This window comes from Micromonospora tarensis, assembly GCF_016803395.1.
Taxonomy (GTDB): domain Bacteria; phylum Actinomycetota; class Actinomycetes; order Mycobacteriales; family Micromonosporaceae; genus Micromonospora; species Micromonospora tarensis.
The window spans coordinates 1-26,852 of record NZ_JAEVHL010000028.1 but is presented as its reverse complement, the minus strand read 5'-3'; the positions used below and the strand labels follow the sequence as shown (position 1 = coordinate 26,852).

23 protein-coding genes and 1 pseudogene are annotated in these 26,852 nt (G+C 72.1%); 19 read left to right on the top strand and 5 right to left on the bottom strand.

The annotated features are described in order from the left end of the window. The first annotated feature begins 157 nt into the window (after positions 1-157). The 7 genes and pseudogenes from ssd to JM949_RS09170 all read left to right on the top strand — a co-directional run bounded on the left by ssd (position 158) and on the right by JM949_RS09170 (position 5,619). Positions 158-1,261: a septum site-determining protein Ssd gene (ssd, locus tag JM949_RS09200; RefSeq protein ID WP_203147998.1), complete on the top strand. Its 1,104-nt coding sequence runs from the start codon at positions 158-160 to the stop codon at positions 1,259-1,261. Continuing rightward, positions 1,251-2,467: pseudogene (locus JM949_RS09195) on the top strand (TadA family conjugal transfer-associated ATPase). The gene ssd and the pseudogene JM949_RS09195 overlap by 11 nt, the downstream one beginning before the upstream one ends. Beyond that, entirely contained in the window at positions 2,464-3,762 is a 1,299-nt protein-coding gene (locus JM949_RS39035) for a type II secretion system F family protein (protein WP_309232084.1), read from the top strand. The pseudogene JM949_RS09195 and the gene JM949_RS39035 overlap by 4 nt, the downstream one beginning before the upstream one ends. A gap of 224 nt (positions 3,763-3,986) precedes the next feature. Further along, positions 3,987-4,568, top strand: a complete 582-nt coding sequence (locus JM949_RS09185; RefSeq protein WP_309232083.1) for a type II secretion system F family protein — start codon at positions 3,987-3,989, stop codon at positions 4,566-4,568. Positions 4,569-4,589: 21 nt separating this feature from the next. Continuing rightward, positions 4,590-4,757, top strand: coding sequence for a DUF4244 domain-containing protein (locus JM949_RS09180; protein WP_151492073.1), 168 nt, complete (start codon positions 4,590-4,592; stop codon positions 4,755-4,757). A 47-nt stretch (positions 4,758-4,804) separates the two neighbouring features. Then, a complete protein-coding gene (locus JM949_RS09175; protein ID WP_203148013.1) occupies positions 4,805-5,200 on the top strand; it encodes a TadE family type IV pilus minor pilin in 396 nt (131 codons plus the stop codon). Continuing rightward, positions 5,194-5,619 (top strand): Rv3654c family TadE-like protein, encoded by a 426-nt coding sequence (locus JM949_RS09170; protein ID WP_203147997.1) that lies wholly within the window; start codon positions 5,194-5,196, stop codon positions 5,617-5,619. The genes JM949_RS09175 and JM949_RS09170 overlap by 7 nt, the downstream gene beginning before the upstream one ends. Before the next feature lie 369 nt (positions 5,620-5,988). Here JM949_RS09170 and JM949_RS09165 read toward each other — a convergent pair whose 3' ends face one another. From JM949_RS09165 to JM949_RS09155, 3 genes are all read right to left on the bottom strand, one after another. Beyond that, the gene (locus JM949_RS09165) at positions 5,989-6,567 is read right to left on the bottom strand and encodes an LURP-one-related/scramblase family protein (RefSeq protein WP_203147996.1); all 579 of its coding nucleotides are present in this window, start codon (positions 6,565-6,567) and stop codon (positions 5,989-5,991) included. A 160-nt stretch (positions 6,568-6,727) separates the two neighbouring features. Next, positions 6,728-6,937: a hypothetical protein gene (locus JM949_RS09160; RefSeq protein ID WP_203147995.1), complete on the bottom strand. Its 210-nt coding sequence runs from the start codon at positions 6,935-6,937 to the stop codon at positions 6,728-6,730. Between the two features lie 99 nt (positions 6,938-7,036). Then, on the bottom strand, positions 7,037-9,535 hold the full coding sequence (locus JM949_RS09155) for a DEAD/DEAH box helicase (RefSeq protein ID WP_407664718.1): 2,499 nt from the start codon (positions 9,533-9,535) through the stop codon (positions 7,037-7,039). Between the two features lie 140 nt (positions 9,536-9,675). On the opposite strand from JM949_RS09155, the gene JM949_RS09150 reads away from it, so the two are divergent. From JM949_RS09150 to JM949_RS09105, 10 genes are all read left to right on the top strand, one after another. After that, positions 9,676-10,032 carry an STAS domain-containing protein gene (locus tag JM949_RS09150; RefSeq protein ID WP_203147994.1) on the top strand — a complete coding sequence of 119 codons (357 nt, stop codon included), beginning with the start codon at positions 9,676-9,678 and terminating at the stop codon, positions 10,030-10,032. Next, entirely contained in the window at positions 10,029-10,466 is a 438-nt protein-coding gene (locus JM949_RS09145) for an ATP-binding protein (RefSeq protein WP_030334228.1), read from the top strand. The genes JM949_RS09150 and JM949_RS09145 overlap by 4 nt, the downstream gene beginning before the upstream one ends. A 318-nt stretch (positions 10,467-10,784) precedes the next feature. Then, on the top strand, positions 10,785-13,145 hold the full coding sequence (locus JM949_RS09140) for a sodium-translocating pyrophosphatase (RefSeq protein WP_203147993.1): 2,361 nt from the start codon (positions 10,785-10,787) through the stop codon (positions 13,143-13,145). A 103-nt stretch (positions 13,146-13,248) separates the two neighbouring features. Next, positions 13,249-13,788, top strand: coding sequence for a nucleoside/nucleotide kinase family protein (locus JM949_RS09135; protein ID WP_203147992.1), 540 nt, complete (start codon positions 13,249-13,251; stop codon positions 13,786-13,788). Next, entirely contained in the window at positions 13,779-14,501 is a 723-nt protein-coding gene (locus tag JM949_RS09130; RefSeq protein ID WP_203147991.1) for a hypothetical protein, read from the top strand. Before JM949_RS09135 ends, JM949_RS09130 begins: the two co-directional genes overlap by 10 nt. Before the next feature lie 351 nt (positions 14,502-14,852). After that, the gene (gene topA / locus JM949_RS09125) at positions 14,853-17,723 is read left to right on the top strand and encodes a type I DNA topoisomerase (RefSeq protein WP_203147990.1); all 2,871 of its coding nucleotides are present in this window, start codon (positions 14,853-14,855) and stop codon (positions 17,721-17,723) included. A gap of 248 nt (positions 17,724-17,971) precedes the next feature. Continuing rightward, the gene (locus JM949_RS09120; RefSeq protein WP_203147989.1) at positions 17,972-18,607 is read left to right on the top strand and encodes a TetR/AcrR family transcriptional regulator; all 636 of its coding nucleotides are present in this window, start codon (positions 17,972-17,974) and stop codon (positions 18,605-18,607) included. Next, a complete protein-coding gene (locus tag JM949_RS09115) occupies positions 18,604-18,903 on the top strand; it encodes a hypothetical protein (RefSeq protein ID WP_203147988.1) in 300 nt (99 codons plus the stop codon). The genes JM949_RS09120 and JM949_RS09115 overlap by 4 nt, the downstream gene beginning before the upstream one ends. Further along, positions 18,903-19,883, top strand: coding sequence for an NADPH:quinone reductase (locus JM949_RS09110; RefSeq protein WP_238432839.1), 981 nt, complete (start codon positions 18,903-18,905; stop codon positions 19,881-19,883). Before JM949_RS09115 ends, JM949_RS09110 begins: the two co-directional genes overlap by 1 nt. A gap of 16 nt (positions 19,884-19,899) precedes the next feature. Then, entirely contained in the window at positions 19,900-21,000 is a 1,101-nt protein-coding gene (locus tag JM949_RS09105; RefSeq protein ID WP_203147987.1) for a GDSL-type esterase/lipase family protein, read from the top strand. Positions 21,001-21,010: 10 nt separating this feature from the next. On the opposite strand, the gene JM949_RS09100 is transcribed toward JM949_RS09105, so the two are convergent. Further along, a complete protein-coding gene (locus JM949_RS09100) occupies positions 21,011-22,327 on the bottom strand; it encodes a D-arabinono-1,4-lactone oxidase (protein ID WP_203147986.1) in 1,317 nt (438 codons plus the stop codon). A 226-nt stretch (positions 22,328-22,553) separates the two neighbouring features. Between JM949_RS09100 and JM949_RS09095 the strand changes: the two genes are divergently transcribed. Then, positions 22,554-23,159: a TetR family transcriptional regulator gene (locus JM949_RS09095; protein WP_203147985.1), complete on the top strand. Its 606-nt coding sequence runs from the start codon at positions 22,554-22,556 to the stop codon at positions 23,157-23,159. Between the two features lie 20 nt (positions 23,160-23,179). Here JM949_RS09095 and JM949_RS09090 read toward each other — a convergent pair whose 3' ends face one another. Beyond that, positions 23,180-24,385, bottom strand: a complete 1,206-nt coding sequence (locus JM949_RS09090) for an amino acid deaminase/aldolase (RefSeq protein WP_203147984.1) — start codon at positions 24,383-24,385, stop codon at positions 23,180-23,182. A gap of 307 nt (positions 24,386-24,692) precedes the next feature. Between JM949_RS09090 and tmk the strand changes: the two genes are divergently transcribed. After that, the coding region (gene tmk / locus JM949_RS09085) for a dTMP kinase (RefSeq protein WP_309232080.1) at positions 24,693-26,852 on the top strand (2,160 nt) is incomplete at its 3' end.

Below are 26,852 nucleotides of genomic sequence, written 5' to 3'. Positions count from 1 at the left end.
CTGCGGAAATGCCCGCGCTCGTAGCAGATCAACTGTCTCCGCGGGCGTTGTCCACAGCCCACCGGGTTGTCCACAGGCAACCCGGTCGGGGAGGTCCGTGGGGCGGGGTGACGAGCACTGTCGACGGCATACCAGAGCCCGACCGCTGGAGGCCGCGATGCCATCCCGTACCTCGGTTCCACCGATCCGCCGGCTTCCGCTGGTCGTCACCGGCGACGACGAACTGCTCGATGACGTGCTCCGGCTCGCCGCCGCCGGCGGGACCGAGGTGGAGCTCGCCGGTGACCCAGCGGCCGCCCGTACCCGTTGGCTTCCCGCGCCACTGGTGTTGCTCGGGGCCGATCAGGCGCAGGCGTGTCTACGTGCCCGCCTGCCCAGGCGACCCAGGCTGGTGCTGGTTGGTCGGGCTGGTCAGCTCGACCCCGGGTGGCAGGTCGCCGACCTGATCGGGGCCGAGCACGTGGCTATGCTGCCCGCCGCGGAGTCGTGGTTGGTGGACCGGTTCGCCGAGCACGATCCGGATCGTCCGGACGGCGTCGGGGCCCGAATCGTCGCCGTTTTCGGTGGTCGGGGCGGTGCGGGGGCGAGTGTGCTCGCCGGTGGTCTCGCCGTGACCGCCGCCCGGGCCCGGTTGCGCACGCTGCTGGTTGATGCCGATCCACTCGGTGGCGGCCTCGACCTGGTGCTCGGCTGGGAGCAGTTGGAAGGCCTGCGCTGGCCGTCGCTCACCGGTGCCGACGGCCGGGTCGACGCCCCGGCGCTGGTGCGGGCGCTGCCCAGCAGGGGCGATCTGGTGGTGCTCTCCTGGGACCGGGGCGAGATGCTGGCGCTGCCGGCGACGGCGATGGCGGCGACCGTCGACGCCGCCCGACGTGGGCGGGACTTCGTGGTCATCGACCTGCCCCGACAACTGGACGACGCGGCAGTGGTGGCGTTGCAGGCGACCGACCACGCGTTCGTCGTCGTTCCGGCAGAGTTGCGCGCCACCGCGGCGGCCGCCCGGGTGGTGGCCGCCGCCGCCCCACACTGCGGTGCGCTCTCGGTGGTGGTGCGCGGGCCCGCCCCGGGCCGCCTGCGCGCTACCGAGGTGGCCCGTGCCCTCGGCCTCCCCCTGGCCGGCACGCTGCGCCCCGAGCCGGGGCTCTGCCGTGGGCTGGAGCGGGGCGAGGCTCCCGCCGCCGGCGGCAAGGGCCCGCTCGCCGCACTCTGCCAGCGGATCGTCGCCGACCTCACCGGTGCGCCGGCGACGGGTGCGGCATGAGCGGCCGGCCGGAGGACGCACTCTCGCCGCTCGGGTCCGACAGCGGATCGCCGCCGCTACCACCCCGGTCACCTCGGCGGCGATCGTCTCAGCGGTGCGGGCCGAACCCGCCGCCGCGGTTCTCGGCGACACCACAGTGCTGCGGATCGCCGACCGGGTGCGTGACGACCTCGTCGGCGCCGGGCCGCTGGCACCGCTGCTCGCCGACCCGGAGGTGACGGACGTCCTCGTCAACGGCGCCCGGGTCTGGGTCGACCGGGGGTCGGGGCTGCACCAGGTCGCGGTTCCGGTGGGCACGGTGGAGGACGTCCGCCGGTTGGCGCAGCGACTGATCGCCAATGCCGGGCGGCGGCTCGACGACGGCTCCCCGTACGCGGACGCGCGGCTGCCCGACGGCACCCGGCTGCACGCCGTGTTGCCGCCGGTGGCGACCGACGGCCCCTACCTGTCGCTGCGAACGTTCCGGCACCGGCCGTTCACCCTCGACGAGTTGGTGCGGCAGGGGACGGTGCCGCGACCGGTGGCACCACTGCTTGCCGCCGTCGTCGCGGCACGGCTGGCTTATCTGGTGACCGGTGGCACGGGCTCGGGCAAGACGACCCTGCTCAACACGTTGCTGGGGATGGTGCCGGCCACCGAACGGATCGTGTTGGTGGAGGACGCCGCCGAGTTGCGTCCGGGGCATCCGCACGTGGTGGGCCTCCAAGCGCGTACCGCCAATGTGGAGGGCAGCGGCGTGGTCAGCCTCGCCGACCTGGTCCGCCAGGCGCTCCGGATGCGTCCGGACCGGCTGGTGGTCGGGGAGTGCCGGGGCGGTGAGGTGGTCGACTTGCTGGCCGCGCTGAACACCGGCCACGACGGAGGCGCCGGCACGCTGCACGCCAACACACCATCAGACGTGCCGGCCCGGCTGGAGGCGCTGGGCATGTTGGGCGGGCTGCCGCGCGCGGCGCTACACGCCCAGGTGGCCGCCGCGTTGCAGGTGCTCTTCCAGGTACGGCGCGGCGACCGGGGACGCGTCCTGGAGTCGGTCTGCCTGCTGTTGCCCGAGGGGCCCGAACGGTTGGTGACCGTGGTGCCCGCCTGGGTTCGCGGCAGCGGGCTCGGGCTGGCGGCCCGAGCCCTCGGGCACTCCTGCGGGAGCGTGGGGTGGCGGTGCCGCCGATCCTCAGCACCCCGTGGCCGGGATCGGCGGGCCCGGCATGACCGGCGAGACGGTGCTGGTGGCGGCGCTGCTCCTGGCCGCCGCCGCGCTGGTGGCGTGGCCCGTGCAGAGCATCCGACTCCGTCGACGCCGGGTTCTGGCGACGGGGCGGACGAGCGGTGGTGTCGATCCGGATGACGCTCTGGTGGAGTGGATCAGGGAACTCGGCCGCGCGCCGGACGGGCCGGTTGACGGCGGTGCCGGCGCGGCCTCGGGTCACCCGGTCGGCATCGCCCAACGGCCATACCTCACCGCGAATGCCAGCGGGAGGAGGACGGCGCTCGGCTGGCCCAGCCGGGACGTCACCGGCAGCCCGAACTGGTTCGAAGCGACGGGCGGGTTCACGCGTCCCGAAGGCCCGACCCGCCCGCCGACGCGGCGCGATCCCCGACGCCCGGGCGGCACCGCCCGACCGGAGGTCACGACTTCGGCTAAGGAACGGCAGGCTGGACTGGCTGCGGCGGCGACCACGATCGGTGTTGGCGACGAGGCGGCGAACGGCCCGAGCAACGGCAGCGAGTTACCCACTGTCGAGGTGCGCGCAGCGCGCGAGCCGGAGTGTCGCGGCGGCGCGCCCAGCGTGACAGTCGCCGAAAAGCGCGGGGCCACCGAGCACCTGGACCACCGGCACGTCGGTCCGGTCGACCGAGCACCAGACGCCTTGATCGCGCCGGTGTCGACTCGTACCGCGCGTTCGACACCCCGGCTGCTGCCGCTGGTCGGCCTGCTCGGAGCCGGTGTCGGTGCCGTGCTCGGTGGGCCGGTGGCGGCGGTCGCGATGGCCGGGTACGGCACGTTGGCAGTGCGGGCCGTGCGGCGCTGGCGGATGAACCGGAGGGGCGAGCGGGTCCGACGACGCGGGTTGGACCAACTGTGCGGCCTCGCGGCGGACCTTCGAGCGGGCATGCCCGTCCCGCACGCCCTTGGGGCCGCCGCCCAGCAGCACGACGGGTCGGACCGGCTGCGCCAACTCACCGCCGCGGCGGTGCGCCTGGCCGACCGGACCGGCGCGCCGCTGGCGGACCTCGTCGAGCGGATCGAGGCGGACGCTCGCGCGACCGACCGGGGTCTGGCCGCTGCGGCGGCGCAGGCCGCTGGTGCCCGGGCCACCGCCTGGTTGCTGGCCGCGCTTCCCATCGGCGGCATCGGGCTCGGCTACGGAATTGGCGTCGACCCGATGGCGGTGCTCCTGCACAGCACTGTCGGCGGCGCCTGCGCGGTCACCGCGGTCGCACTCCAGGTCGTGGGCCTGCTCTGGGCCGAGCGGTTGGGGGCGACACCGGGGCGGGCCGGATGATGGCCCGAGGCCCAGCGGGCCGACGCAGCCCAGCGAACGTAAGCAGCCCAGCGAATGAACGCAGCCCAGCGAACGAGCGCGGTTCCGGTCGCGGAATCCGCTCAGGGCGCGGACGCGGTCAGGCGAGCCAGCGCGGCTTCGCAAGCGCACACGACTCGGCGGGCGCGCCCGGCTCGGCGAGCCAGGGCAGGCGAAGTCTTGCCCTACGGCGTCGGCCGGACGCGATCCGGCTCGCGGCGGCGCTGGGTGGGCTCGCCGTGGCCGTCGTCGTCGAGGGTTGGTTCGGGCTGCTCGCCGCGGCTCCGACCGCGTTCCTGCTGGACTTCCTGCTCCGGCAGATCGAGCCCCCCGGTGTGCGCAAGCGGCGGTACCAGGAGGCCGCGGATCTGCCGCTCGCCGCCGACCTGCTGGCGGCGGCGATGCGGGCGGGTGCCCCGGTGGATCGCTCGGTGCTGGCCGTCGCCGAGGCAGTGGACGGGCCGCTCGCCGGACGGTTGGCCCGGGTCGGCCGCACACTGCTGCTCGGCGGTGGCCCGACGGAGGCGTGGTCCGCGCTGGATGGGGTGCCCGGCGCGGAGCGCTTGACCGCGGCGGCGTTGCGCTCGGCCAACAGCGGCGCGGCCCTGGCCGGTGCGCTCACCCGGCTCGCCGACGACCTCCGTGCCGACCGGGCCACCGCTGCCGAGGCGTCAGCCCGTCGGGCGGGGGTGCTCATCGTCCTGCCGCTGGGGCTCTGCTTCCTGCCGGCGTTCATTCTCGCCGGCCTGGTGCCGGTGATCGTCGCCGTTCTCGGCGACGTGCTCTGACCCATCGAGAAGGGAAAAACCATGCGCAAACTGATCGGTCGCCTGCGCGGTGACGCCGGAATGAACACCGCCGAGTACGCCGTCGGCACACTCGCCGCAGTCGCCTTCGCCGGGATCCTGTTGAAGGTGCTGACCTCCGGCAACGTCCAGTCGGCCTTGACCGCTGTCATCGACCGGGCGCTGAAGTGATCGAGCGCCGGCGGGTCGGCCGCGAGCCACGGCCGAGCACTCGTGGGCTGGCAGGTGCCAACGGGCGGGCGTGGCGCGCCGTCCGACGGGCCGCCGGTGGGGAGCGAGGGTCGTTCACCGCCGAACTGGCGGCCGGCCTGCCGGCGCTGCTCCTGCTCCTGCTGGCCGGCCTGACCGCGGTCAACGCCGTCAGCGCACAGGCGAGTTGCCTGCACGCGGCCCGGGAGGCGGCGCTCGCCGCCGCCCGTGGCGGGGACGGCAGCGCGGAGGGCGGGCGGGCGTCGCCCCCGGGGGCAGCGGTGTCGGTGTCCGTCGACGGCGATCGGGTGCGAGCGACGGTACGCGCGCCCGTCCGGACGTTGGGTGGCCGACTACCGAGGATCACCGTGGTCGCCACCGCCGTCGCCGCCGTGGAACCGGGTGTTGGAGAGGGCGGTTGGTAGTGCGCCAAACTGTCGGTACGTCAGCTCGCACCACTCACGGACCAGCCGCCGCGCGACCCGACCGGGGCCGCCCCGACGCGGAGCGAGGCGGTGCGACTCTGCTGCTGCTGGCGCTCGGGCTCGGCTTCGTCCTGTTCGGAACGTTCGGCGCCGCCATCGCCGCCGCCGGGCTGGCCGGCCAACGGGCGGCGGTAGCAGCGGATCTCGGGGCATTGGCCGGGGCCGCTCGGGCGTTCGACGGCGACGCGATGGCGTGCGCGTCCGCGTCCGACATCGCTGGCCGCAACGCTGGTCGGTTGGTCGGCTGTCACCTCGACGGGCTGGACGTGCTGGTGACCGTCGAGGTGGCGTTCACGCCACTTCCCGGTCTGCACCGTGTCGCCACCTCGACCGCCCGCGCCGGCCCGGTACGCGGTTGAGCGCGAACGCGACGCATCGGTGCCCGCTGATCGAAAGTCGCGTGCGCGTCGGTGGGCGCTGGACGGGGGTGGGATGCGTCGGTGGGCGGCGGAGTGAGCGAGGTGGGTCGGCGGGCGGCGGAGTGAGCGGGGTGCCTTGATACCGGACAGTGGGTGCTGTGGAGCTGATTCGCTTACGACATCGACGCGATGCGTTGACGACATCAGCTCACAGGGCATCCGAACCCCACCCCGATGGGCTGGTCGAGCCACCGCCAGCGGGCGGCACCGACGACCTCCGGCCGGCACCGACGACCTCCGGCCGGGACTGGGCTGAGGGCCTGTCCCGGCCGGAGGTCGACGGGTAAGTGGCCCGTGGGCCGGGTGGTCTCAGCGGGCCTGGAGCGCGTCGAGGGCGACGGCCATCGCGATGATCAGGCGGCGGTCGATCTGCGGGTGCTGCACCTCGACGACGTACTTGTCGCGCAGGCCCCACTTCTTCACCACAGTGAAGACCGGCTGGCCACCGGTGGTGAAGTCGAAGTGGTACGGCAGCCAGGACAGCGAGTCGACGAACCGGCGCAGCAGTGCCACCGGCATGCTGCGCTCCTGGCCGGTCACCTGGGGCAGGCCAGCCTGCTCGACGTGCCAGGTGGACCGCAGCAGCGACTGGGCGAAGTCCTTGCGGAACAGGCCGATCGGGTTGCCGGCGGCGTCGGTGACGTCGTAGGTGGCGCCGAGGTCGATGCGCTGGCGGGCCTTGAAGCCGAGCAGTGGCTGCTGCTTGGAGTCGTCGGTGTAGATGGTCACCTGCTCCTTGAAGGCGAGCCGCTTCTGCTGCGCGAACGCCAGCAGTTCACCTTCACTGCCGTCCGGGGCGACCGCCCGGACCTCGTACTGGTTGACCATCATCCGCAGTCGCTGGCGGATGTGGAACTGGTGCTGGCTCTGCAAGTTGTCGAGCTGCATAAAAACTCCTCCGGGTTGGTGCGCCGGAGTCTCGCACAGCCCGCCGACCGTCATGCTCCCCGCTGTCCATGATCAGTTGATGGTGGGTAGTCGTCGGGGCGGTCAGACGACTACCCGGCATCAAGTGGTCTTGGTGCCCGTGTTGCTCCGGAATGGGTCGTCAGCGGCCGTCGACGGTGGTCGCGGCGCGCAGCGCCCAGGTGTTCAGGACCTGGTGGATGCCCCGTAGCCGCTCGTTGATCTGCTCCAGCCGTTCCGCCTGAGCCAGGGCGGCGAGCGCGGACCCAAGCGCGATCTGCTGGTCGAGCGTGAGGTGTTCCTGGTCGATGGTGTAGAGCAGGTCGACGGTCTCGGCGATGGTGTCGGCCACGGTTTCTCCTCGGGAACGGGAAACGATCAGCAACATAGGCATCGATGGAAGCGCTCCCACACCATTGTGCCCCGTGCCGTGCCGGTTCATGCAACCTGCTCACCCGGGCAGGTTCGCCAGCACCACGTCGAGCACCCGGATCGCCCCCGGCTTGGAGAGCGGGTTGTTGCCGTTGCCGCATTTCGGCGACTGCACACACGACGGGCAGCCGGTCTCGCAGCCGCACTCCGCGATCGCGTCCCGGGTGGCCCGCAGCCACGCCGACGCCGTCCCGTACGCCCGCTCGGCGAACCCGGCGCCGCCCGGGTGTCCGTCGTAGACGAAGACGGTCGGTGCCTCGGTGTCCGGGTGTACCGCGGTGGAGAGGCCGCCGATGTCCCACCGGTCGCAGGTGGCCATCAGCGGCAGCAGCCCGATCGCGGCGTGCTCGGCGGCGTGCAGCGCACCCGGCACGTCGGCCGCCTGGACCCCGGCGTTGGCCAACGACTGCGGTGACAGGGTGAACCAGACCGCCACCGTGCGCAGCTCCCGGGTGGGCAGGTCGAGCGGCCGGGTGTCGATCACCTCGCCGGTGGCGATCCGCCGCCGCTGGTACGACACCACCTGGCTGGTCACGTCCACCTCGCCGAGGAACATGCCGACCGGACCGGCGTCCACGTAGGAGCGCACCGACACCACGGACAGGTCGGTGACGTCGCGGGCGTGGGTGGACCAGTCCGGCTCCTCGGCGTGCACCAGCGCGCACCCGTCGGCGAGGTCGAGGTCGTCGACCACGTACGAGACGCCCTGGTGCAGGTAGACAGCGCCGGGATGCAACAGGAAGTGCGCCGAGCCGCCGTCGACCGTGCCGAGCAGCCGGCCGGTCGACGACTCCACCACGCAGACCGGGGCGCCGCCCTCGCCACGCAGGTCCACCTCGGGCCGCTCCCGGTGCCGCCAGTACCAACCGGTGGGCCGCTGGCGCAGCGCCCCGGCCGCCACCAACTCGTCGACCGCCTCCTTCGCCCCGTCGCCGAAGAGCGCCAGGTCGGCCGGGGTGAGCGGGGCCTCCACCGCCGCGCAGGCGAGCTGCGGCGCCAGCACGTACGGGTTGGCCGGGTCGAGCACCGTCGCCTCCACCGGCGCGCCGAAGATCGCCTCCGGGTGGTGCACCAGGTAGGTGTCCAGGGGGTCGTCCCGGGCCACCAGCACCGCGAGGGCCTCCTGCCCGGAGCGTCCGGCGCGACCCGCCTGCTGCCACAGCGACGCCCGGGTGCCCGGGTAGCCGCAGATCAGCACCGCGTCGAGCCCGACCAGGTCCACGCCCAGCTCCAGCGCGTTGGTGGAGGCCAGGCCGAGCAGGTCGCCGTGCAGCAGGGCCCGTTCCAGCTCCCGCCGCTCCTCGCGCAGGTAGCCGCCCCGGTAGGCGGCCACCCGGTCGCCGAGCCCGGGCACCGCGTCGTCCAGCGCCCGGCGGGCGTTGGCGGCCACCACCTCGGCGCCCTTGCGGGACCGGACGAACGCGAGGGTGCGTACCCCCTCGGCGACCGTGTCGGCGAGCAGGTCGGCGGTCTCCCGCAGCGCCGACCGGCGGACCTGCCGGAGGTCGTCATGACCACCGTCCGCCTGCGGGGGCACCGAGGGGGAGGCGTCGTCGCCGTCGAGCGGCTCGGGCACCGAAGAGCGGCGGGGCGCCGAAGAACGGTTGGTCGCCGGTGGGGACGACGAGCCCGGGTCGGGTGGCAGCAGCGGCGGCTCCCAGAGCGCGAAGGTCACCCCGCCACGCGGGGAGGCGTCCTCGGTGACAGCCGTCACCGGCAGACCGGTCAGCCGGGCGGCGGCGGTGGCCGGGTCACCGGAGGTCGCCGAGGCGAGCACGAACATCGGGGTGGCCCCGAACCGGGCGCACTGCCGGCGCAGTCGCCGCAGCACGTGCGCTACGTGCGAGCCGAACACCCCGCGGTAGGTGTGGCACTCGTCGATCACCACGTACGCGAGGCGGCGCAGGAAGCCGGACCACTGGGCGTGCCCGGGCAGGATGCCGTGGTGCAACATGTCGGGGTTGGTCAGCACGAACCGGGAGTGCCGGCGGATCCACTCCCGCTCGGCGCGCGGAGTGTCCCCGTCGTAGCAGGCGGGGCGTACCCCCTCCAGCTCCAGCGCGGCGACGGCGCGCAGCTGGTCGGCGGCGAGCGCCTTGGTCGGCGCCAGGTACAGCACGGTGGCCCGGGGGTCGGCGAGCACTGTGGCCAGGGCCGGGAGCTGGTACGCCAGGGACTTGCCGGACGCGGTGCCGGTGGCGACCACCACGTGTTCGCCCCGGTACGCCAGGTCGGCCGCCTCGGCCTGGTGCTGCCAGGGCGCGACCACGCCGCGTCGGGTGAACGCCGCGCGCAGCTCCGCAGGCGCCCAGGACGGCCAGGGTGCGGGCACCCCGGCGCGGGCCGGCACCCGTTCGACGTGGGTGACCGGGTCGGCGGCACCCCGGGCCCGCAGCCGGCGCAGCAGGTCGGCCGGGGTTGGCCCGGGGCGGGAATCAGCGGATACGGTGGCCGCGGACGGCGACTCCAGGTCGTGGCGCGGCGCGGGCCGCGCTGAACCGAAGTCGTTGGAGGTCACGCCCTGCACTCTCGCACTGGTGTTCGGAGATGAAAAGTCGGGCCGGTGGGTAAGGGGAAGCCTCCGCTGGCGTCCGCAGGCCGCACCGGCGGTAGTGGTTAGATGCCCACGAGAGTTTACGGCTCTGGCGAGGAGGACCGATGGAGCTGTCGCTGGCGACCCGCACCGTGGGCGAGCACACGGTGCTCGAGGTCGGTGGTGAGGTGGACGTCTACACCGCGCCCCGGCTCCGTGAACGACTCCTCGAGTTGATCGACGGTGGCGCTCGTCACGTGGTGGTCGACCTCGGTCGGGTCGACTTCCTCGACTCCACCGGGTTGGGCGTGCTGGTTGGCGCGCTCAAGCGGCTCCGCTCGGCCGGCGGTTCCTTCGCCCTGGCCTGCGACAAGGAGCCGTTGCTCAAGATCTTCCGGATCACCGCGCTGGACCAGGTGTTTCCGTTGCACCCGACGGTCGACGCGGCGATCAGCGCCGACTCGGCGGGCGCCGGCGCGTGATGGCGACAGTCAAGCTCTCGTTCTCGCCCGCCCCGGTGCACGTGCGCACCGCCCGCCTGGTCGGCGTCGCCGTCGCCCGGCGGGCCGGGGTTCGGGAGGACCTGCTGGACGAGGTGCGCCTGGCCATCGGCGAGGCGTGCACCCGCGCGGTCGCCCTGCACCGGCAGTACGGCCTGGCCGACCCGGTGCTGGTGGAGATGTCCGACGGCGGCTCGTACGCGGTGCGGGTGGTGGACCGGGCGCCGATCGAGGCGGGCATCGGTCTGACCGCGCTGCCGCCGGACGAGTTGGCGAACGAGTCACTCACCGACGAGGCGCTGACCACAGGTGTCGGCTTCGCGTTGCTCGCCGGCTTCGTGGAGGACCTCCAGGTGCGTCCGGTCGACGAGGGCATCGGCACCGAGGTTCGGATGGTGTGGCCGGTAGGCCGCTGACAGGTTCGAGTTGGTAGGCCGCGTCCCCGCTGGGGATGCGGCCTTTTCTTCATGGACCGGGCCCTATATCAGATTTCGTTTCATAACACAGCGATGAAGATCATCACGACACGGTGGGACCTGGGTGTGACCTCCAACACTGGAGAGGGCTACAGTACCCGGGTTGTCAGCAAGTGATCCATCCCGCAGCCAGCGGGTATGGGTGGTCATCGCTGGTCCGCTGGAGTGGGTTGGCGCGGCGCTTGCGAGTCCGCATCCAGGCGCCGGTCGGTGCGTCTCCACTCACCGGCGCGAGTGTTCGGTAACAGGAGGACACAGATGTCCGAGACCTTGGCCGCCGACGGCGGCGGGCTTTCCCTTACCGGAAGCAATGTCACCTACGTCATCATTGCCGCGGTGATCGCGCTGGTGGCGCTCGCTTTCGCCGCCGCGCTCACCAAGACGGTGTTGGCTGCCGGTAAGGGCACCACAAACATGCAGGAGATCTCGGAGGCGGTCCAGGAGGGCGCCTCGGCCTACCTGCTCCGTCAGTTCCGTACCCTCGCGATCTTCGTCGTCATCGCCGTGGTACTGCTCTTCCTGCTTCCGGTGCACGACACCGACGGCAGCGAGGTCGCGGTGAAGGTCGGCCGCTCGCTCTTCTTCGTGGTGGGCGCGTTGTTCAGCGCGTTCATCGGCGGTGCCGGCATGTGGTTGGCCACCCGCGCCAACCTGCGCGTGGCCGCCGCCGCCCGGGAACGAGAAGGTGGCCGCGAGGGCGCCATGAAGATCGCGTTCCGCACCGGCGGCGTGGTCGGCTTCCTCACCGTCGGCCTCGGCCTCTTCGGCGCCGCGCTCGTCGTCCTGGTCTACCGGGGTGACGCGCCCACCGTGCTGGAGGGCTTCGGTTTCGGTGCCGCGCTGCTCGCGATGTTCATGCGGGTCGGCGGTGGCATCTTCACCAAGGCCGCCGACGTCGGCGCCGACCTGGTCGGCAAGGTCGAGCAGGGCATCCCCGAGGACGACCCACGTAACGCCGCGACCATCGCCGACAACGTGGGCGACAACGTCGGTGACTGCGCCGGCATGGCCGCCGACCTGTTCGAGTCGTACGCGGTGACGCTTGTCGCCGCGCTGATCCTCGGCCGTGCCGCGTTCGGCGAGGAGGGTCTGGTCTTCCCGCTGATCATCTCCACCATCGGTGTGCTGATCGCGATCGTCGGCGTCTTCATCACCCGGCTGCGCGCGTCCGACCGCAACGCCCTGACCGCGATCAACCGGGCCTTCTACATCTCGGCGGTGCTCTCCGCGGTGCTGGTGGCGATCGCCGCCTACGGGTACCTTCCGGCAACCTTCGGTGAGTTCGACAGCGGGCTGACCGACGCGCCCGGCAACCCCCGGCTGGTGGCGATCGGCGCGGTCGTGATCGGTATCGTGCTGGCCGCCGCGATCCAGGCGCTGACCGGTTACTTCACCGAGACCAACCGGCGTCCGGTGCAGGACATCGGCAAGAGTTCGCAGACCGGTGCCGCCACCGTCATCCTGGCCGGCATCAGCATCGGCCTGGAGTCGGCGGTCTACTCGGCGCTGCTCATCGGTGCCGGCGTCTTCGGCGCGTTCCTGCTCGGCGGCAGCTCCATCACGCTGTCGCTGTTCGCGGTGGCGTTGGCCGGCACCGGCCTGCTCACCACGGTCGGCGTGATCGTCGCGATGGACACCTTCGGGCCGATCTCCGACAACGCCCAGGGCGTCGCCGAGATGTCCGGCGACATCGACGAGCACGGCGCTCGCACGCTCACCGAGCTGGACGCGGTGGGCAACACCACCAAGGCGATCACCAAGGGCATCGCGATCGCCACGGCGGTGCTCGCGGCGACCGCGCTGTTCGGCTCGTACACCGACTCGCTCCGCAGCGCGTACGCGACGGCTGGCGTGGGCGACGTCGGCAACGAGATCCTCAACTCGCTGAACGTGGCGAACCCGCGCAACCTGGTCGGCCTGATCATCGGCGCGGCGGTGGTCTTCCTCTTCTCCGGGCTGGCCATCAACGCGGTGTCCCGCTCGGCGGGCGCCGTGGTGATGGAGGTCCGCCGGCAGTTCCGTGAGCTGCCCGGCATCATGGACCGCACCCAGCGCCCGGAGTACGGCAAGGTCGTCGACATCTGCACCCGGGACGCGCAGCGCGAGCTGATGACCCCCGGCCTGCTCGCCATCCTGGCGCCGATCGCGGTCGGCTTCGGCCTCGGGCCCGGCGCGCTCGCGGCGTACCTGGCCGGCGCGATCGGGGCGGGCACCCTGATGGCGGTCTTCCTGTCCAACTCCGGTGGGGCCTGGGACAACGCCAAGAAGCTGGTCGAGGACGGCGCGTACGGCGGCAAGGGCTCCGAGGCGCACTCCGCCACGGTCATCGGTGACACCGTCGGTGACCCGTTCAAGGACACCGCCGGCCCGGCGATCAACCCGCTGATCAAGGTGATGAACCTGGTCTCGCTGCTGATCGCGCCGGCCGTGGTGGCCTGGAGCGTCGGCGACGACCGCAACGTGGGCCTGCGGATCACCATCGCGCTGGTCGCGACGCTGATCATCGCGGCGTCCATCGTGTTCAGCAAGCGCAAGGGCATCGCGATGTCCGACTCCGACACCGGTGGCAACACCGGCGCGGGCAGCGCCGACCACCGGCCGGAGGCGGTCAACGCCTGATCCGGCAACGGCACCGGGTCCCCGGTCGGCGTACCGCGTCGACCGGGGACCCCGGCCGTCCGGCCCGGTGCCACGCCTGGCCAAAGGCCGTACGCTGCAACGCATGCGTACGTGCCGGGCGTCTGCCGCCGGAAAGCTCACGGTGGTCCTGGCCACGATCGTCGTCCTCGCCGGCTGCGGCGGGGGCCCCAGCCCACGGGCCTGGGCGGCGTCGGTCTGCGGCGCGCTCACCCCGTGGCGCTCCGAGATCAGCAAGCTGACCAGCAGCACGGACGAGCAGATGACCGCGCAGACCACGCCGGCGCAGGCCAAGGAGAACCTGGTGCGGCTCTTCGCCGGGGCGGAGCAGGCCAGCGAGACCGCGCGCCGCAAGGTGGAGCAGGCGGGCGTGCCGGAGACCGACAACGGCGCCGCCGTCTCCGACGGTTTCCGCAGCTCACTCGGGAAGATGCGGGACGCCTACGGCCGCGCCCGGGACACCATCGACGGGTTGGACACCGGCGAGCCGACGGTCTTCTACGACGGCGTGCGGGCCGCGGTGGCGACCCTGAACAAGGAGTACGACGCCAGCGCGCTGGACACCAGCAAGCTCAACTCCGAGGAGTTGAAACAGGCCTTCGACGAGGTGCCGGAGTGTCGCTGAGCGGGCTCGGTGAGACCGGGGAGGCGCAGCCAGCCCCGGCGCTGTTTCCCGCGCCCGAATCCGGCGCTCCCGCACCCGCGCGACGTCGTGCCGGCTCGGCCCCGCCCGGCCCGGCCCGCGGTGCCGAGGCGGACCGGCAACTGGTCTTCTTCGGTGCGGACGCGGCCGAACCCACTGTCGCCGACCTGGCCGGCCTGCTCGCCGGGCCGGGTGAGGTGGTCCGGATGGGCGGCACCGCCCGCCTCTCGGTGCGGGTGGACGCCGCCTGGCGGGTGCACGTGCTGGTCGCCGAGTTCGCGTCGCGCGGGTTGGCGGCGAGTTGGGAGCCGACCGACGGCGAGCGGCACACGGTGCGTACGTCGTACACCCGGGTCCTGAAACCGCTCGCGGCCGCGTGGCTGCACGGTCCGGTGAAACGCCCGCCGGCCGCCTTCCACCTGACCGGCCGGCGGCTGCGGCTGTGGCTCACCGCCGCCGGGACGCCGGAGCCGCCCGACGGCTTCCTGCTGCGGTTCGGCGCGGACGACCGGGAGCACTGGGAGTCGATCGGGGTGGCGCTCGCCGCCGCCGGGCTCGCCGGCACGTTGATCAACCCGGCCGAGGGTGGCCCGACGTACCGGATCACCGGTCGGCGTCGGTTGAGCCGGCTCGCCGAGCTGGTCGGCGAGCCGCCACCCGCGGCGCCGGTCGACGCCTGGCCGACCCGACCCTGAAAACGCCCATTCCGCCCAGGTCGCCGCCGACGCCCGGGTGTCCGGTGCCGGACAGCTGACGGGCCGATCCAGGCGGAAAACGGGCGGGTCGGACCTCGGTCATGGGTCTGCCATCGTCACAGTGACCCGCTTCGAGCCCTACCCACGGTGTACGGTGGCGCCGTCCGGCAGTGCCGAGCGCGGCGGGGCGGTGTCCGCCGCCGCGCCGAAGCGGTTTGCCGCCCGCGAAACCCGAAACGCGGGCGGCGCGTTACGTTGGACATCCGGACCGCCGGTGCGACGGCGGGGTCGAAAGCGGTCGCTGTCGCAGGCGCCGGCAGGCCACGAGCAGGAGTGAGGTCGGGGAGAGACGTGCCGAGCAACGCCGCAACCACCCGTCTGGTCATCGTCGAGTCGCCGGCGAAGGCCAAGACGATCTCGGGCTACCTCGGCCCGGGGTACGTCGTGGAGGCCAGCTTCGGTCACGTCCGCGACCTGCCGCGCAACGCCGCCGACGTGCCGGCCAAGTACAAGGGCGAGCCCTGGGCCCGGCTCGGGGTGGACGTCGACAACGGCTTCCACGCCCTCTATGTCGTCTCCGCCGACCGGAAGCAGCAGATCAGCAAGCTGGTGAAGCTGGCCAAGGAGGTCGACGAGATCTTCCTGGCCACGGATGAGGACCGCGAGGGCGAGGCGATCGCCTGGCACCTGGTAGAGACGCTCAAGCCCAAGGTTCCGGTCAAGCGGATGGTCTTCCACGAGATCACCAAGCCGGCGATCCAGGCGGCGGTGGCGAACCCTCGGGAGATCGACCGTGACCTGGTCGACGCCCAGGAGGCCCGGCGCATCCTCGACCGGCTCTACGGCTACGAGGTCTCCCCGGTGCTGTGGAAGAAGGTCATGCCGAGGCTGTCGGCCGGCCGGGTGCAGTCCGTGGCGACCCGGATCGTGGTCGAGCGGGAGCGCCAGCGGATGGCCTTCCGCACCGCCGAGTACTGGGACATCCTGGCCACCCTCGCGGTGGCGAACGCCGGCGAGGGTCCGCGAAACTTCAACGCCACCCTGATCGCGTTGAACGGCGACCGGATCGCCACCGGTAAGGACTTCGAGCCGACCACCGGCAAGGTGAAGCCCGGCGCCGGTGTGGTGCACCTCGACGAGGGTGGCGCGCGGGGTCTCGCCGCCCGCCTGGAGGGGCGGCCGTTCACCGTCACCCGGGTCGAGGAGAAGCCCTACCGTCGCCGCCCGTACGCGCCGTTCATCACCTCGACCCTCCAGCAGGAGGCGGCCCGCAAGCTGCGCCTGTCGTCACAGCAGACGATGCGCACCGCGCAGCGGCTGTACGAGAACGGCTACATCACCTATATGCGTACCGACTCGGTGAACCTGTCGGAGACCGCCATCTCGGCGGCCCGCCGGCAGATCGTCGAGCTGTACGGCGAGCGCAGTGTGCCGCCGGAGCCGCGCCGCTACACCGGCAAGGTGAAGAACGCGCAGGAGGCGCACGAGGCGATCCGCCCGGCGGGGGACAACTTCCGCACCCCGGGCGAGGTGGCCAAGGAGTTGTCCGCCGAGGAGTTCAAGCTCTACGAGCTGATCTGGCGGCGCACCATCGCCTCGCAGATGACCGACGCGGTCGGCTCCAGCGTGTCGGTGCGCATCCGCGCGGTCTCCACCTCGCAGGAGGAGGCCGACTTCGGCGCGACCGGCAAGACCATCACCGACCCGGGCTTCCTGCGGGCGTACGTCGAGTCGAGCGACGACGAGAACGCCGAGGCCGAGGACGCCGAGCGCCGGCTGCCGACCCTGGTCAAGGACCAGCCGCTGACCGCCGACGAGCTGGCCGCGCAGGGCCACCACACCCAGCCGCCGTCGCGTTACACCGAAGCGTCGCTGGTCAAGTCCCTGGAAGAGCTGGGCATCGGCCGCCCGTCCACGTACGCGTCGATCATGCAGACGATCCAGGACCGGGGGTACGTCACCAAGCGCGGCCAGGCGATGATCCCGACCTTCCTGGCCTTCGCGGTGATCGGGCTGATGGAGCGGCACTACCCCCGCCTGATCGACTACGACTTCACCGCCAGCATGGAGAACGAGCTGGACGAGATCGCCGGCGGGGACCACGCCGCTGTCGACTTCCTCACCGCGTTCTACTTCGGCAGCTCCAACGGCGCCGGCGACCAGGACATCGCCCGTTCCGGTGGGCTCAAGAAGCTGGTCACCGAGAACCTCAGCGACATCGACGCCCGCAGCGTCAACTCGATCCCGCTCTTCACCGACGACGAGGGCCGCGAGGTCGTCGTGCGGGTCGGCCGGTACGGGCCGTACCTACAGCGGGCGGTGCCCGGTGAGGCCCCGGCGACGCCGGCCGAGGGTGAGGAGGGTGGTGCCCAGGGCGACCGCGCGCCGATCCCCGAGGGTCTGGCCCCGGACGAGCTGACCCCGGAGAAGGTGCACGAGCTGTTCCTCGGCGGCGGCGGCGAGCGCAAACTCGGCGACGACCCCGCGACCGGCGAGCCGATCGTGCTCAAGTCCGGTCGGTTCGGTCCGTACGTCTCCAGCGGTGAGCGGAAGTCGTCGCTGCTGCGTACCCAGACACCGGACTCGCTGACCCTGGACGAGGCGCTCAAGCTGCTCAGCCTTCCCCGGCTGGTCGGTGTCGCGCCGGACGGCGTCGAGGTCTTCGCGAACAACGGCCGCTACGGCCCGTACGTCAAGCGGGGCGAGGAGTTCCGTTCGCTCGAATCCGAAGAGCAGATGTTCACCGTCGGCCTGGACGAGGCGTTGGCCCTGCTGGCCGCCCCGAAGACCCGTGGCCGTCGGGCCGCCGCCCCGCCGCTGCGCGAGATGGGCGTCGACCCGCTGACCGAGAAGCCTTTGGTGATCAAGGACGGCCGGTTCGGCCCGTACGTCACCGACGGGGAGGTCAACGCGTCGCTGCGGCGCGGGCAGACTCCGGAGGCGTTGAGCATCGAGGAAGCGTCCGAGATGCTCGCCGAAAAGCGGGCGAAGGGTCCGGCGCCACGGAAGAAGGCGGCGGCGAAGAAGGCCCCGGCGAAGAAGGCCGCGACCACGGCGAAGAAGGCTTCGGCTACGGCGAAGAAGGCCTCGGCCACCAAGAAGACGGCCGCTGCCAGCAAGTCCACCGCCGCCAAGAAGACCACCACCGCGAAGGCGACGGCGGCGAAGAAGGCCCCGGCCAAGAAGGCCGCCCCGCGCAAGGCCGCCACCAGCACCGAGTAAGCCCCGGCGCGAGCTGGTTGATCGGTGCCGCACCGGTCCGACTTCGTAGATCTTGGACAGTTTCCGTTCCGTGAGGACGGAAACTGTCCAAGATCTCCATCCGGCGGCTGGCAGCGCGGCCTCGCCGCTCGCACGTTGGCGCGGCTTCACGTGCTCGCGCCGTCGATTCGGCCTGGAAACAGGTGTTCCGTGTCACGCTCGCCGTGGAGCCGTTCGCCGCTTTGTCGGTATGGTCGTACCGTATGGCCATGCCAGCCAGCCGGAAGAGGCGCGCGGGCGGGGAGAGACGGACCGCCGTGCTCGACGCCGTGGCCGACGTGCTCGCCACGCGTGGCTACGAGAACACCCGCTTCGCGGACGTCGCGGCGGCCGGAGGTGTCGCGATCAGCACCTTGCAGACCTACTTCGGGTCCCGGGAAGACATGATCATCGAGGCGATGGAGGTCTGCACCGACCGGGAGGTGGCCGCCCTGGAGTCGGTGTCCGCCGCCGAGACCGATCCGTGGCGGCGACTGGTCGGGCTGGTGGACCGCAGCCTGCACAACTCGGAGAGCACCCGGCAGATCCTCGTCGAGTTCTGGCGCTCGGCCATGCGCGACGACGAACTCCGCGAGCACAGCACCGACGTGTGGACGCGCTACCGGGCACCCTTTCTGGCCGCCGTTCGGGAAGGCGCGCAGCGGGGTGCTTTCACGCTCACCCACGACGCCGAAGCGGTGACGGATCTCCTCCTCTCGGCGCTGGCCGGTCTGATCGTCTTCCGGGTTCAGCACCACCCCAGTCCCACAGTCACGGATTTCCGCGCGGTCCTCCTGGCCCAGCTCAAGCTGATGCTGGGAACAACGGGCGCGGCGCCAGCACCCGAACGGAATGAGGAACGATGACCACCGTCGAGATGACCCGCTTCCGGGTGTCCGCCGAGCGCGCCGAGGCTCTGCTGGCCGCGCGACCGGCGATGTTGCGTGACTTCCAGGCCGACCGTGCCGGCTTCCTCGAAGCCCGACTGATCCGACTGTCGGCCGACGAGTGGCTGGACATCGTCTTCTGGGGCTCCGCCGCGGACTTCGCCGAATCCCGCCGTCGGGGCGCGGACCGGCCCGGTATCCAAACCTTCTTCTCCCTGATCGACGCGGTGATCAGCGTCGAGGAGGGCACCACGACCGAGTCGGCGGGCTGCTGATGCGCGCGGCGTGGTACGACCGGCAGGGCCCGGCGCGGGAGGTGCTCCAAATCGGTGAGCTGCCCGATCCGTGGCCGGCTGAGGGCGAGGTCCGGGTCCGCGTGTCGGTTTCCGGAATTCACGTCGGTGACCTCGGCAAGCGGCAGGGCTGGTGGGGATCCACCATGTCGTTTCCCCGGGTCGTCCCGCACGGCGACGGCGCCGGCGTGATCGACGCGGTCGGCCTGGGTGTCGACCCGTCCCGCGTCGGCGAACGGGTCTGGGTCTACCTCGCCCAGTCGTACCGCCCGTTCGGCACCGCCGCGGAGTACACAGTGGTGCCGGCTCGGCACGCCGTGCCGCTCCCCGCCGACGTGCCGGACGAGCAGGCGGCCGGGCTCGGTATCCCGGGCATCACCGCGCACCGGGCGATCTTCGCCGACGGTCCCGTGCGCGGGCAGCGGGTCGTCGTCACCGGTGCTCTCGGCGCGGTCGGACGGGCCGCGTTGGCGGTGGCCCGCCGGGGCGGCGCCATCGTGATCGCGACGGTTCGCCGGCCCGACCAGGTGGGATCCGCGCTGGCCGCGGGGGCGCACCACGCGGTGGACACCGCCGGTGGCGGTGTCGCCACCCGGATCCTCGAATACACCGGTGGGGAACCGGTCGACCGGGTGGCCGAGCTGGCCTTCGACGCGAACCTCACGACCAACCTGGAGATCCTCCGCATCGGTGGCGTGATCGCGACCTACGCGACCGGGGCCGCCGAGCCGTCCATTCCGTACTGGCCGCTGGGCTTCCAGAACATCACGGTCCGGTTCCTGAGCAACGACGACTTCCCGGAGTCAGCGAACGAGGCCGCCGCGACCGAACTGACAGCCGCGCTGGTCGCCGGTGACCTGCGCTACCCGATCGCCGCCCGGTTGCCGTTGACGGAGATAGCGAAGGCGCACGAACTGGTCGAGCAGAGCTCGACCAGGGGCCGGGTCGTCCTGGACATCTGAAGGGCAGGCAACGACCATGATCTGGACAGCCGGTTTCCGTACCGCGGTGATCAGCCCCTACGAGCGGTTGCAGTTCAGCGCACCTCGGCGCTTCGCCGACCAGACCGTCCGTCAGGTGCTGCACCTGGCCGGCGGTGGGGACGCCTTCCGGGTACGCCTGACGAACCGTTACGGCCGCACTCCGCTGACCATCGGGGCGGCCACCGCCGGCGTCGGCCACCGGCAGGTCACGCTCACCTTCGACGGTGCCGAGCACCGCGTCGTCCCGGCTGGTGAAGAGGCCGTCACGGACCCGGTCGACGTTTCCGTGCGGGGCGGCTCGGACCTGGTCGTGAGCCTCTACCTCCCGGAGCGGACCGATCTGGCCACCCATTCGCACAGGCCGACGGAGATCGCCCGGATAGCCGACGGCAACCACGTCACGTCGCCCGTCCTGCCGGGGACGGAGCAGGCCGAGGCCCGGTTCTACCTGTCGGGTGTCGACGTGCTCGCCCCGCAGGGCACGTCGATCGCGGTGGCCTTCGGCGACTCGTGGTTCGAGGGGGTCGGCACCACGATCGGCGCGAACCGCCGTTCCGTCGACGTCCTCAACCGGCGGCTGCGGCACGGCTGGGTCGTCAACCAGGGCATCGCCGGAAATCGCCTGCTGCGCGACACCGTCGGCGAACACGGGCTGGCCCGCTTCGACCGCGACGTCCTCTCGATCGCGGCGGTGAGCCACGTCCTGGTCCACTTCGGTATCAACGACCTCGGCCTGCCCGCCATGCTCGGCGAGCCTCCCGTCTCCGCCGCCGCCCTCGTCGACGGCTTCACGACGCTGGCCGCGCGTGCGCACACCGCCGGACTGAGGATCGTCGCCGCCACCATCGGCTCCTTCGCCGGCGCCGGCCCGGAGATCAGCACTCCGGCGGGCCTCGCCACCCGGCGCGAGGTGAACGACTGGATCCGCACGACGGACGTCTTCGACGCCGTCGTCGACGTGGCCCAGGCCGTCGCCAGTCCGCACGCCCCCGACCACATCCACCCGGCGCTGGACAGCGGCGACGGCATGCACCTGAACGACAAGGGCGCCGAGGTCATGGCCGCTGCCGTCGACCTGGACGACCTGGCGCTGTAGCACCCCGCCGTCAGGCACCCAGGACGTGGTTCAGGTGGGGGTTGGTGAAGACGCGGTGCGGGTCGAGCCGGTCGCGGACGGCCTGGAAGTCGGTGAAACGGGGGTACGCCTCGGCCAGCGAGGCGGCGTCGCGGTAGTGCAGCTTGCCCCAGTGCGGGCGACCGCCCAGACCGGCCGCCACCTCCTCGAAGGCCCGGAAGTACGGCTCGTACGGCATGCCGACGTACTGGTGCACGGCGATGTAGGCGTTGTCCCGGCCGTAGCCGTGCGACAGCCAGATGTCGTCGGCGGCGGTGAACCGCACCTCCACCGGGAAGAGCACCTTGAACGGTAGCCCGGTCACGATCCGTTGGAGCGCGGCGAGTGCCTCGGGCAACGCCTCGCGGGGCAGGCCGTACTCCATCTCCACGAAGCGGACCCGACGCGGGGTGCAGAAGACCCGGTCGGAGCGGCCGGTGTAGTGGCGTTCGGTGAGCGCGCGGGCGGACACCGCGCTGATCGTCGGGGCCAGCGCCGGCACGGTCCGGCCGAGGCGGCAGGCCCCGGCGAAGACGGTGTTGGACAGGAAGTCGTCGTCCAGCCAGCCGCGCCAGCGGGGCAGGGGCTGGTCGTCGGCGGGTACCCGGTCGTTGGTCTTGACCTGGACCCGTTCGGTGTAGGGGAACCAGTAGAACTCGACGTGGTCGTGGCGGCCGATCAGCGCCGGCAGGTCGCCGAGCACGTCGGCCAGGGCGGCGGGGCGCTCGTGGGCGTGCAGCACGAAGGCATCCACGCAGCGCAGTGTCACCTCGACCAGGACGCCGAGCGCGCCGAGCGACACCCGGGCGGCGGCGAGCACGTCGGGATGCTCGTCGGCGGAGCAGCGCAGCACTTCGCCGGTCCCGGTGACCAGTGTGATCGCCTCGACGAAGGTGGACAGGCACCCGTATCCTGCCCCGGTGCCGTGGGTGCCGGTGGAGATCGCTCCGGCGACGGTCTGTGCGTCGATGTCTCCGAGGTTGGGCAGTGCCAGCCCGTGCCGGGCGAGCAGGCCGTTGAGCGCGTGCAGGGTCATGCCCGCCGGCACGGTGACCAGTCGGTGGGCGACGTCCACGCTGACCAGCGTGTCCAGGTTCGACAGTTCCATCCGTTGGTCGTCGGCGAGCGCGACCGCGGTGAACGAGTGCCCGCTGCCCGTCACCCGGATCCGACCGCCCGCCGAGGCGGCGCCGCGGACGGCTGCCACGACGTCGGTCGGCGAGCCGGGGCGCAGGACGGTGGCGGCGCTGCCACGCTGGTTGCCGGCCCAGTTGGACCATCGAGCGGTGAGCGGTGCGGTGCCGACCATGCGCGCTCCTCATTCATGAATATGAACTGACTTCATATCAGGAACGTTCTAGCTGGTAAATACCGCAATTGCGATCCGCTCGTTGTACCGGTAGTCACGGACTCGTGACGTGGAGATATGTTCATCCGTCGAAGGGGGGTGGCGCAGAGTGTCCACACCAGCCGCCACGACCGGGCCGCTGCGCCGCGTACCGGTGCAAGGTCGAAGTGTCGCGCGGGTACAGCGCATGTTGGATGCCTGCGCCGAACTCGTCGACGAGGTGGGGTACGAGGGGCTGACCACGACCCTGCTCGCCGAGCGTGCCGAGGTGGCGATCGGGTCGGTCTACCAGTTCTTTCCGGACAAGCGGGCGATCGTGCAGGCGTTGACCCTGCGGACGATGGAGTCCTACCTCCAACGCCTCGACGAGCGGTTCGCCTCCGACGAGATGACCCACTGGTGGGACGGCGTCGACGCGGGGATCGACGAGTACATCACGATGCACCGCACCGTTCCCGGCTTCCGTACGCTGCACTTCGGCGACGTGGTCGACCTGCACCTGCTCGACGAGCAGCGGGACAACAACGGCGTGATCGCCGACCAGTTGGCCCGGGTGCTCACCGAACGTTTCGGGCTCACCGACGTGCCCCAGCTGCGCTTCGTGCTGGAGATCGCGGTCGAGGCGGCAGACGCGCTGATCAAGCTCGCCTTCCGCCGCAAGTCCGACGGCGACGAGCGGGTGCTACAGGAGGCGAAGGCGCTGATCCGGGAGTACCTGCACCGCCAGGTCGACGGTCCGGAGAGCGGCCGGTCCAGCGCGGAGGCGCCGGCCGAGGCGGTGCAGCCGGTCTGAGCCGGCGCGGGGCGCGGGCCTCAGAGGAACGCCTGCCCCTCACCCCGGTAGGTGGGGACGGTCGCCACGACCGTGTCCCCCTCGACCAGGTGCAGCTCGTTGACCCGTTCACACAGCTCGCCCGCCTTGGCGTGCCGGAACCACACCCGGTCACCGACGCGCAGGGTGGCCGCCGCCGCGCCGGACAGCGGGGTCTGCACCTCGCCGGCGCCCTCGGTGCCGACCAGCTTCAGCCCGGCCGGTAGCCACGGCCGGGGCAGCCGGCTGTCGGCGGCGGGGCCGGAGGCGATCCAGCCACCGCCGAGCACCGTCGCCAGCTCCGGCGTCGGTCGGCGGACCACCGCGCAGGCGAAGAACGCCGCCGGGGTGGGTCGCCAGGCGCGGTACGCGTCGAACAGCGTCGGCCCGTACAGGCCCGATCCCGCGGTGACCTCGGTGACCGCGGGATCGGCGCTGGTCGCGGCCACGCTGCCGGTGCCGCCGCCGTTGACGAACTCCAGGTCGGCGTGCTCGCGTACGGCGGCCACCGCCGCACCCCGGCGGGCCAGCAACTCGCGGTACGACCCGCGCTGGGCCAGCCGGATCGCGCCGGCCAGCAGCGTCCGCCCCGGCGGCGCGTCGCCCAGGCCAGCGATCTGCGCCTCGTACGACATGAGCCCGACCAGCCGGAAGCCAGCTCGACCGGCGACGGCGGCGGCGAGCGCGCCCGCTGCCCGCGCGCTGTGCACCGGTGACCGGCGGACGCCGACGTGCACCCCGCGCAGCGGTCGCCAGGACGCGTCCAGGTCCAGGCAGAGTCGTAGTTCGGAGCGCTGGCCGGGTGCCCGCACGGAGTCGACCAGGTCGAGTTGGCCGGTGCCGTCGATCATCAGGGTGATCGCGGCGGCGAGCACCGGGTCGGCGCCGAGTTCGGCGAGCGCGGCCCGGTCCGCGCTCGGGTACGCGACCAGCACGTCGTCGCTCACGCCGGAGCGGACCAGCCAGATCGCCTCGGGCACTGTGAACGCCATCACGCCCCGCCAGCCGGACCGGGCGAGAGCTCGGGTGATCAACTCCCGGCTGCGCACCGACTTGCTGGCGAGCCGGATCGGCTTGCCGGCGGAGCGGTCGGCCAGGGCGGCCGAGTTGGTGTCGAAGGCGGTGAGGTCGACCACCGCGTACGGCGGGTCGAGGTGGGCGGTCGCCCGATCCAGGCGCTCGCGAAGTTTGTCGCTTTCGATGGCCACGTGTGCACGCTAACTGTCCGACGAAGAATGCGAAATCCCCTCGCGTACGTCCGGGCTGCGATCGGTACCTCCGGCGGCCTAGGCTCAGCGAGCAGGAGAATGTCACCGGTGGGGCGGCCCTCACCGGGTCTAGAGTGTTGCACCGGGGGTGCCCAGCGATGGGCCGGCACGTGGAGGTACGGCCATCGAAAGCCAGAACAGCGGCGAGTCGCCCGGCGTGTCGCGCTCCGGCGACCAGTCGGGTAACGCCGCCAACCAGCCCAGCGGCGGTCAGGTAGATCCGTCGGGTTATGCCGCCATCCGGTCCGTGCTGCGCATCCAGCCGTTCCGCCGGCTCTGGATCGTGCTCGGCGCGGCCTCCTTCGGCGACTGGCTCGGCCTGCTGGCCACCGCCCTCTTCGCCGCCTCGCAGGTGCAGGGCAGCACCGCCCAGGGCGCCGCGTTCGGTGGGGTCACCGCGATCCGGCTGCTGCCCGCGCTGGTGCTCGGACCGGTGGCCGGCGTCTTCGCCGACCGGTTCGACCGACGCTGGACGATGGTCATCTGTGACCTGCTGCGCTTCGTGCTCTTCGCCTCCATTCCGCTCTACGCCCTCACCGGCGCCGCAGGCGGCCTGGTGGTCGGCTGGGCGCTGATCGCCACATTCCTGATCGAGTCGCTCACCCTGCTCTGGATCCCGGCCAAGGAGGCCGCGGTCCCCAACCTGATCCCGCGCGCCCGGCTGGAGGCGGCCAACCAGCTCACCCTGATCACCACGTACGGCCTTACCCCGGTCGCCGCCGCCGTCGGCCTCGCCGTGCTCGACCGTGGCGTTCGCGGTGCCGTCGGCGGCGACCTACCCTCCTGGGCCGAGCCGGCCCAGCTCGCGCTCTGGATCAACTCCTTCTCCCGGCTCGCCACCGCACTGGTGGTGGCGTTCGGGATCAAGGAGATCAGCGATGCCCAACGCGGTGAGACCGAGCGCGCCGAGCAGAGCATGTTCCGGCAGTTCTCCGAGGGCTGGAAGTACATCGGGCAGACCCCGCTCGTCCGTGGCCTGGTGCTGGGCATCTTCGGCGCGTTCGCCGGTGGCGGCATCGTGGTCGGCACGGCCAAGTTCTTCGCCAACTCGCTGGGCGCTGGCGACGCCGCGTTCTCACTGCTCTTCGGTGCGATCTTCGTCGGTCTGGCGCTCGGCATCGGGCTCGGTCCGATGGTCGTCAAGGAGATGTCCCGGCGTCGCTGGTTCGGCATGAGCATCGTGCTGGCCAGCGCCGCCGTGATGACCCTCGCCTTCGCCATCCACCTGTCCATGGCGATCGTCGGCGCGGTGCTGGTCGGCGCCGGTGCCGGGATGGCCTTCCTGGCCGGCACAACCCTGCTCGGCGGCGAGGTGGCCGACGAGGTGCGCGGCCGGGTCTTCGCCGTGGTGCAGATCGGCACCCGGCTGGTGCTGATCCTGGCCATCGGGTTGAGCAGTGTGTTGGTCGGTGTCGGCGGCTCCCGCAAGCTGACCATCGCCGACCTCGGCGTGTCCATCTCCTCGACCCGGCTGCTGCTGCTCGCCGCCGGCGCCGCCGGCATCTTCGCCGGGATCAGCGCGTTCGGCCAGATGGACGACAAGAAGGGCGTCCCCGTCCTCGCTGACCTCTGGGGCTCGATCCGGGGTCGCCCGCTGATGCCCTCCGAGCCGTTCGTGTCCACCGGGCTGTTCGTGGTGTTCGAGGGCGGCGAGGGCGCCGGCAAGTCCACCCAGCTCGCCGCGCTCGCCGAGCGGCTGCGCGGCAAGGGGCGCGATGTCGTGGTCACCCGCGAGCCGGGCGCCACCGGGGTCGGCCGGCGAATCCGGTCGCTGGTGCTGGACACCTCCGGCGACGAGGCGCCGTCCCCCCGGGCCGAGGCGCTGCTCTACGCCGCCGACCGGGCGCACCACGTGGCCGCCGTGGTCCGGCCCGCGTTGGCCCGCGGCGGTGTGGTGATCAGCGACCGGTACGTCGACTCGTCCCTGGCGTACCAGGGCGCCGGCCGGACACTGCCGGTGGACGAGGTCTCCTGGCTCTCCTCCTGGGCCACCGGTGGGCTCAAGCCCGACCTGGTGGTGCTGCTGGACGTCGAGCCGCGCACCGGCCTGTCCCGGGTGGCCTCGCGCAACGCCGGCGCCGACCGGCTGGAGGCCGAGTCGGTCTCCTTCCACGAGCGCGTCCGGTACGCCTTCCTCGACCTCGCCGCCGCCGACCCGAAGCGCTACCTCGTCCTCGACGCGTCCCGGCCGGCCGACGAGATCACCGGGCAGGTGGTCCGGCGGGTCGAGGAGCTGCTCGGCAGCCCGGGCGGCATCGTGCACCCCCGGCCGGCACAGGGCCCGGACACCTCGGTGCAGCCCGAGTTATCCGACGCGGAGCTGGTGACGATGGAGCACGAAGACCTGATGCCGGACGTCTTCGCCGACCTGGTCGGCCAGGACGAGGCGGTGGTCGAGCTGCGTCGG

Bases quoted from the DNA above. Each gene is read 5' to 3' on its own strand.
- ssd (WP_203147998.1), top strand. From the start codon at position 158: ATGCCATCCCGTACCTCGGTTCCACCGATCCGCCGGCTTCCGCTGGTC.
- JM949_RS39035 (WP_309232084.1), top strand. From the start codon at position 2,464: ATGACCGGCGAGACGGTGCTGGTGGCGGCGCTGCTCCTGGCCGCCGCC.
- JM949_RS09180 (WP_151492073.1), top strand. From the start codon at position 4,590: ATGCGCAAACTGATCGGTCGCCTGCGCGGTGACGCCGGAATGAACACC.
- JM949_RS09165 (WP_203147996.1), bottom strand. From the start codon at position 6,567: ATGCAGCTCGACAACTTGCAGAGCCAGCACCAGTTCCACATCCGCCAG.
- JM949_RS09150 (WP_203147994.1), top strand. From the start codon at position 9,676: ATGGAGCTGTCGCTGGCGACCCGCACCGTGGGCGAGCACACGGTGCTC.
- JM949_RS09140 (WP_203147993.1), top strand. From the start codon at position 10,785: ATGTCCGAGACCTTGGCCGCCGACGGCGGCGGGCTTTCCCTTACCGGA.
- JM949_RS09135 (WP_203147992.1), top strand. From the start codon at position 13,249: ATGCGTACGTGCCGGGCGTCTGCCGCCGGAAAGCTCACGGTGGTCCTG.
- JM949_RS09120 (WP_203147989.1), top strand. From the start codon at position 17,972: ATGCCAGCCAGCCGGAAGAGGCGCGCGGGCGGGGAGAGACGGACCGCC.
- JM949_RS09115 (WP_203147988.1), top strand. From the start codon at position 18,604: ATGACCACCGTCGAGATGACCCGCTTCCGGGTGTCCGCCGAGCGCGCC.
- JM949_RS09110 (WP_238432839.1), top strand. From the start codon at position 18,903: ATGCGCGCGGCGTGGTACGACCGGCAGGGCCCGGCGCGGGAGGTGCTC.
- JM949_RS09105 (WP_203147987.1), top strand. From the start codon at position 19,900: ATGATCTGGACAGCCGGTTTCCGTACCGCGGTGATCAGCCCCTACGAG.
- JM949_RS09100 (WP_203147986.1), bottom strand. From the start codon at position 22,327: ATGGTCGGCACCGCACCGCTCACCGCTCGATGGTCCAACTGGGCCGGC.
- JM949_RS09095 (WP_203147985.1), top strand. From the start codon at position 22,554: ATGTTGGATGCCTGCGCCGAACTCGTCGACGAGGTGGGGTACGAGGGG.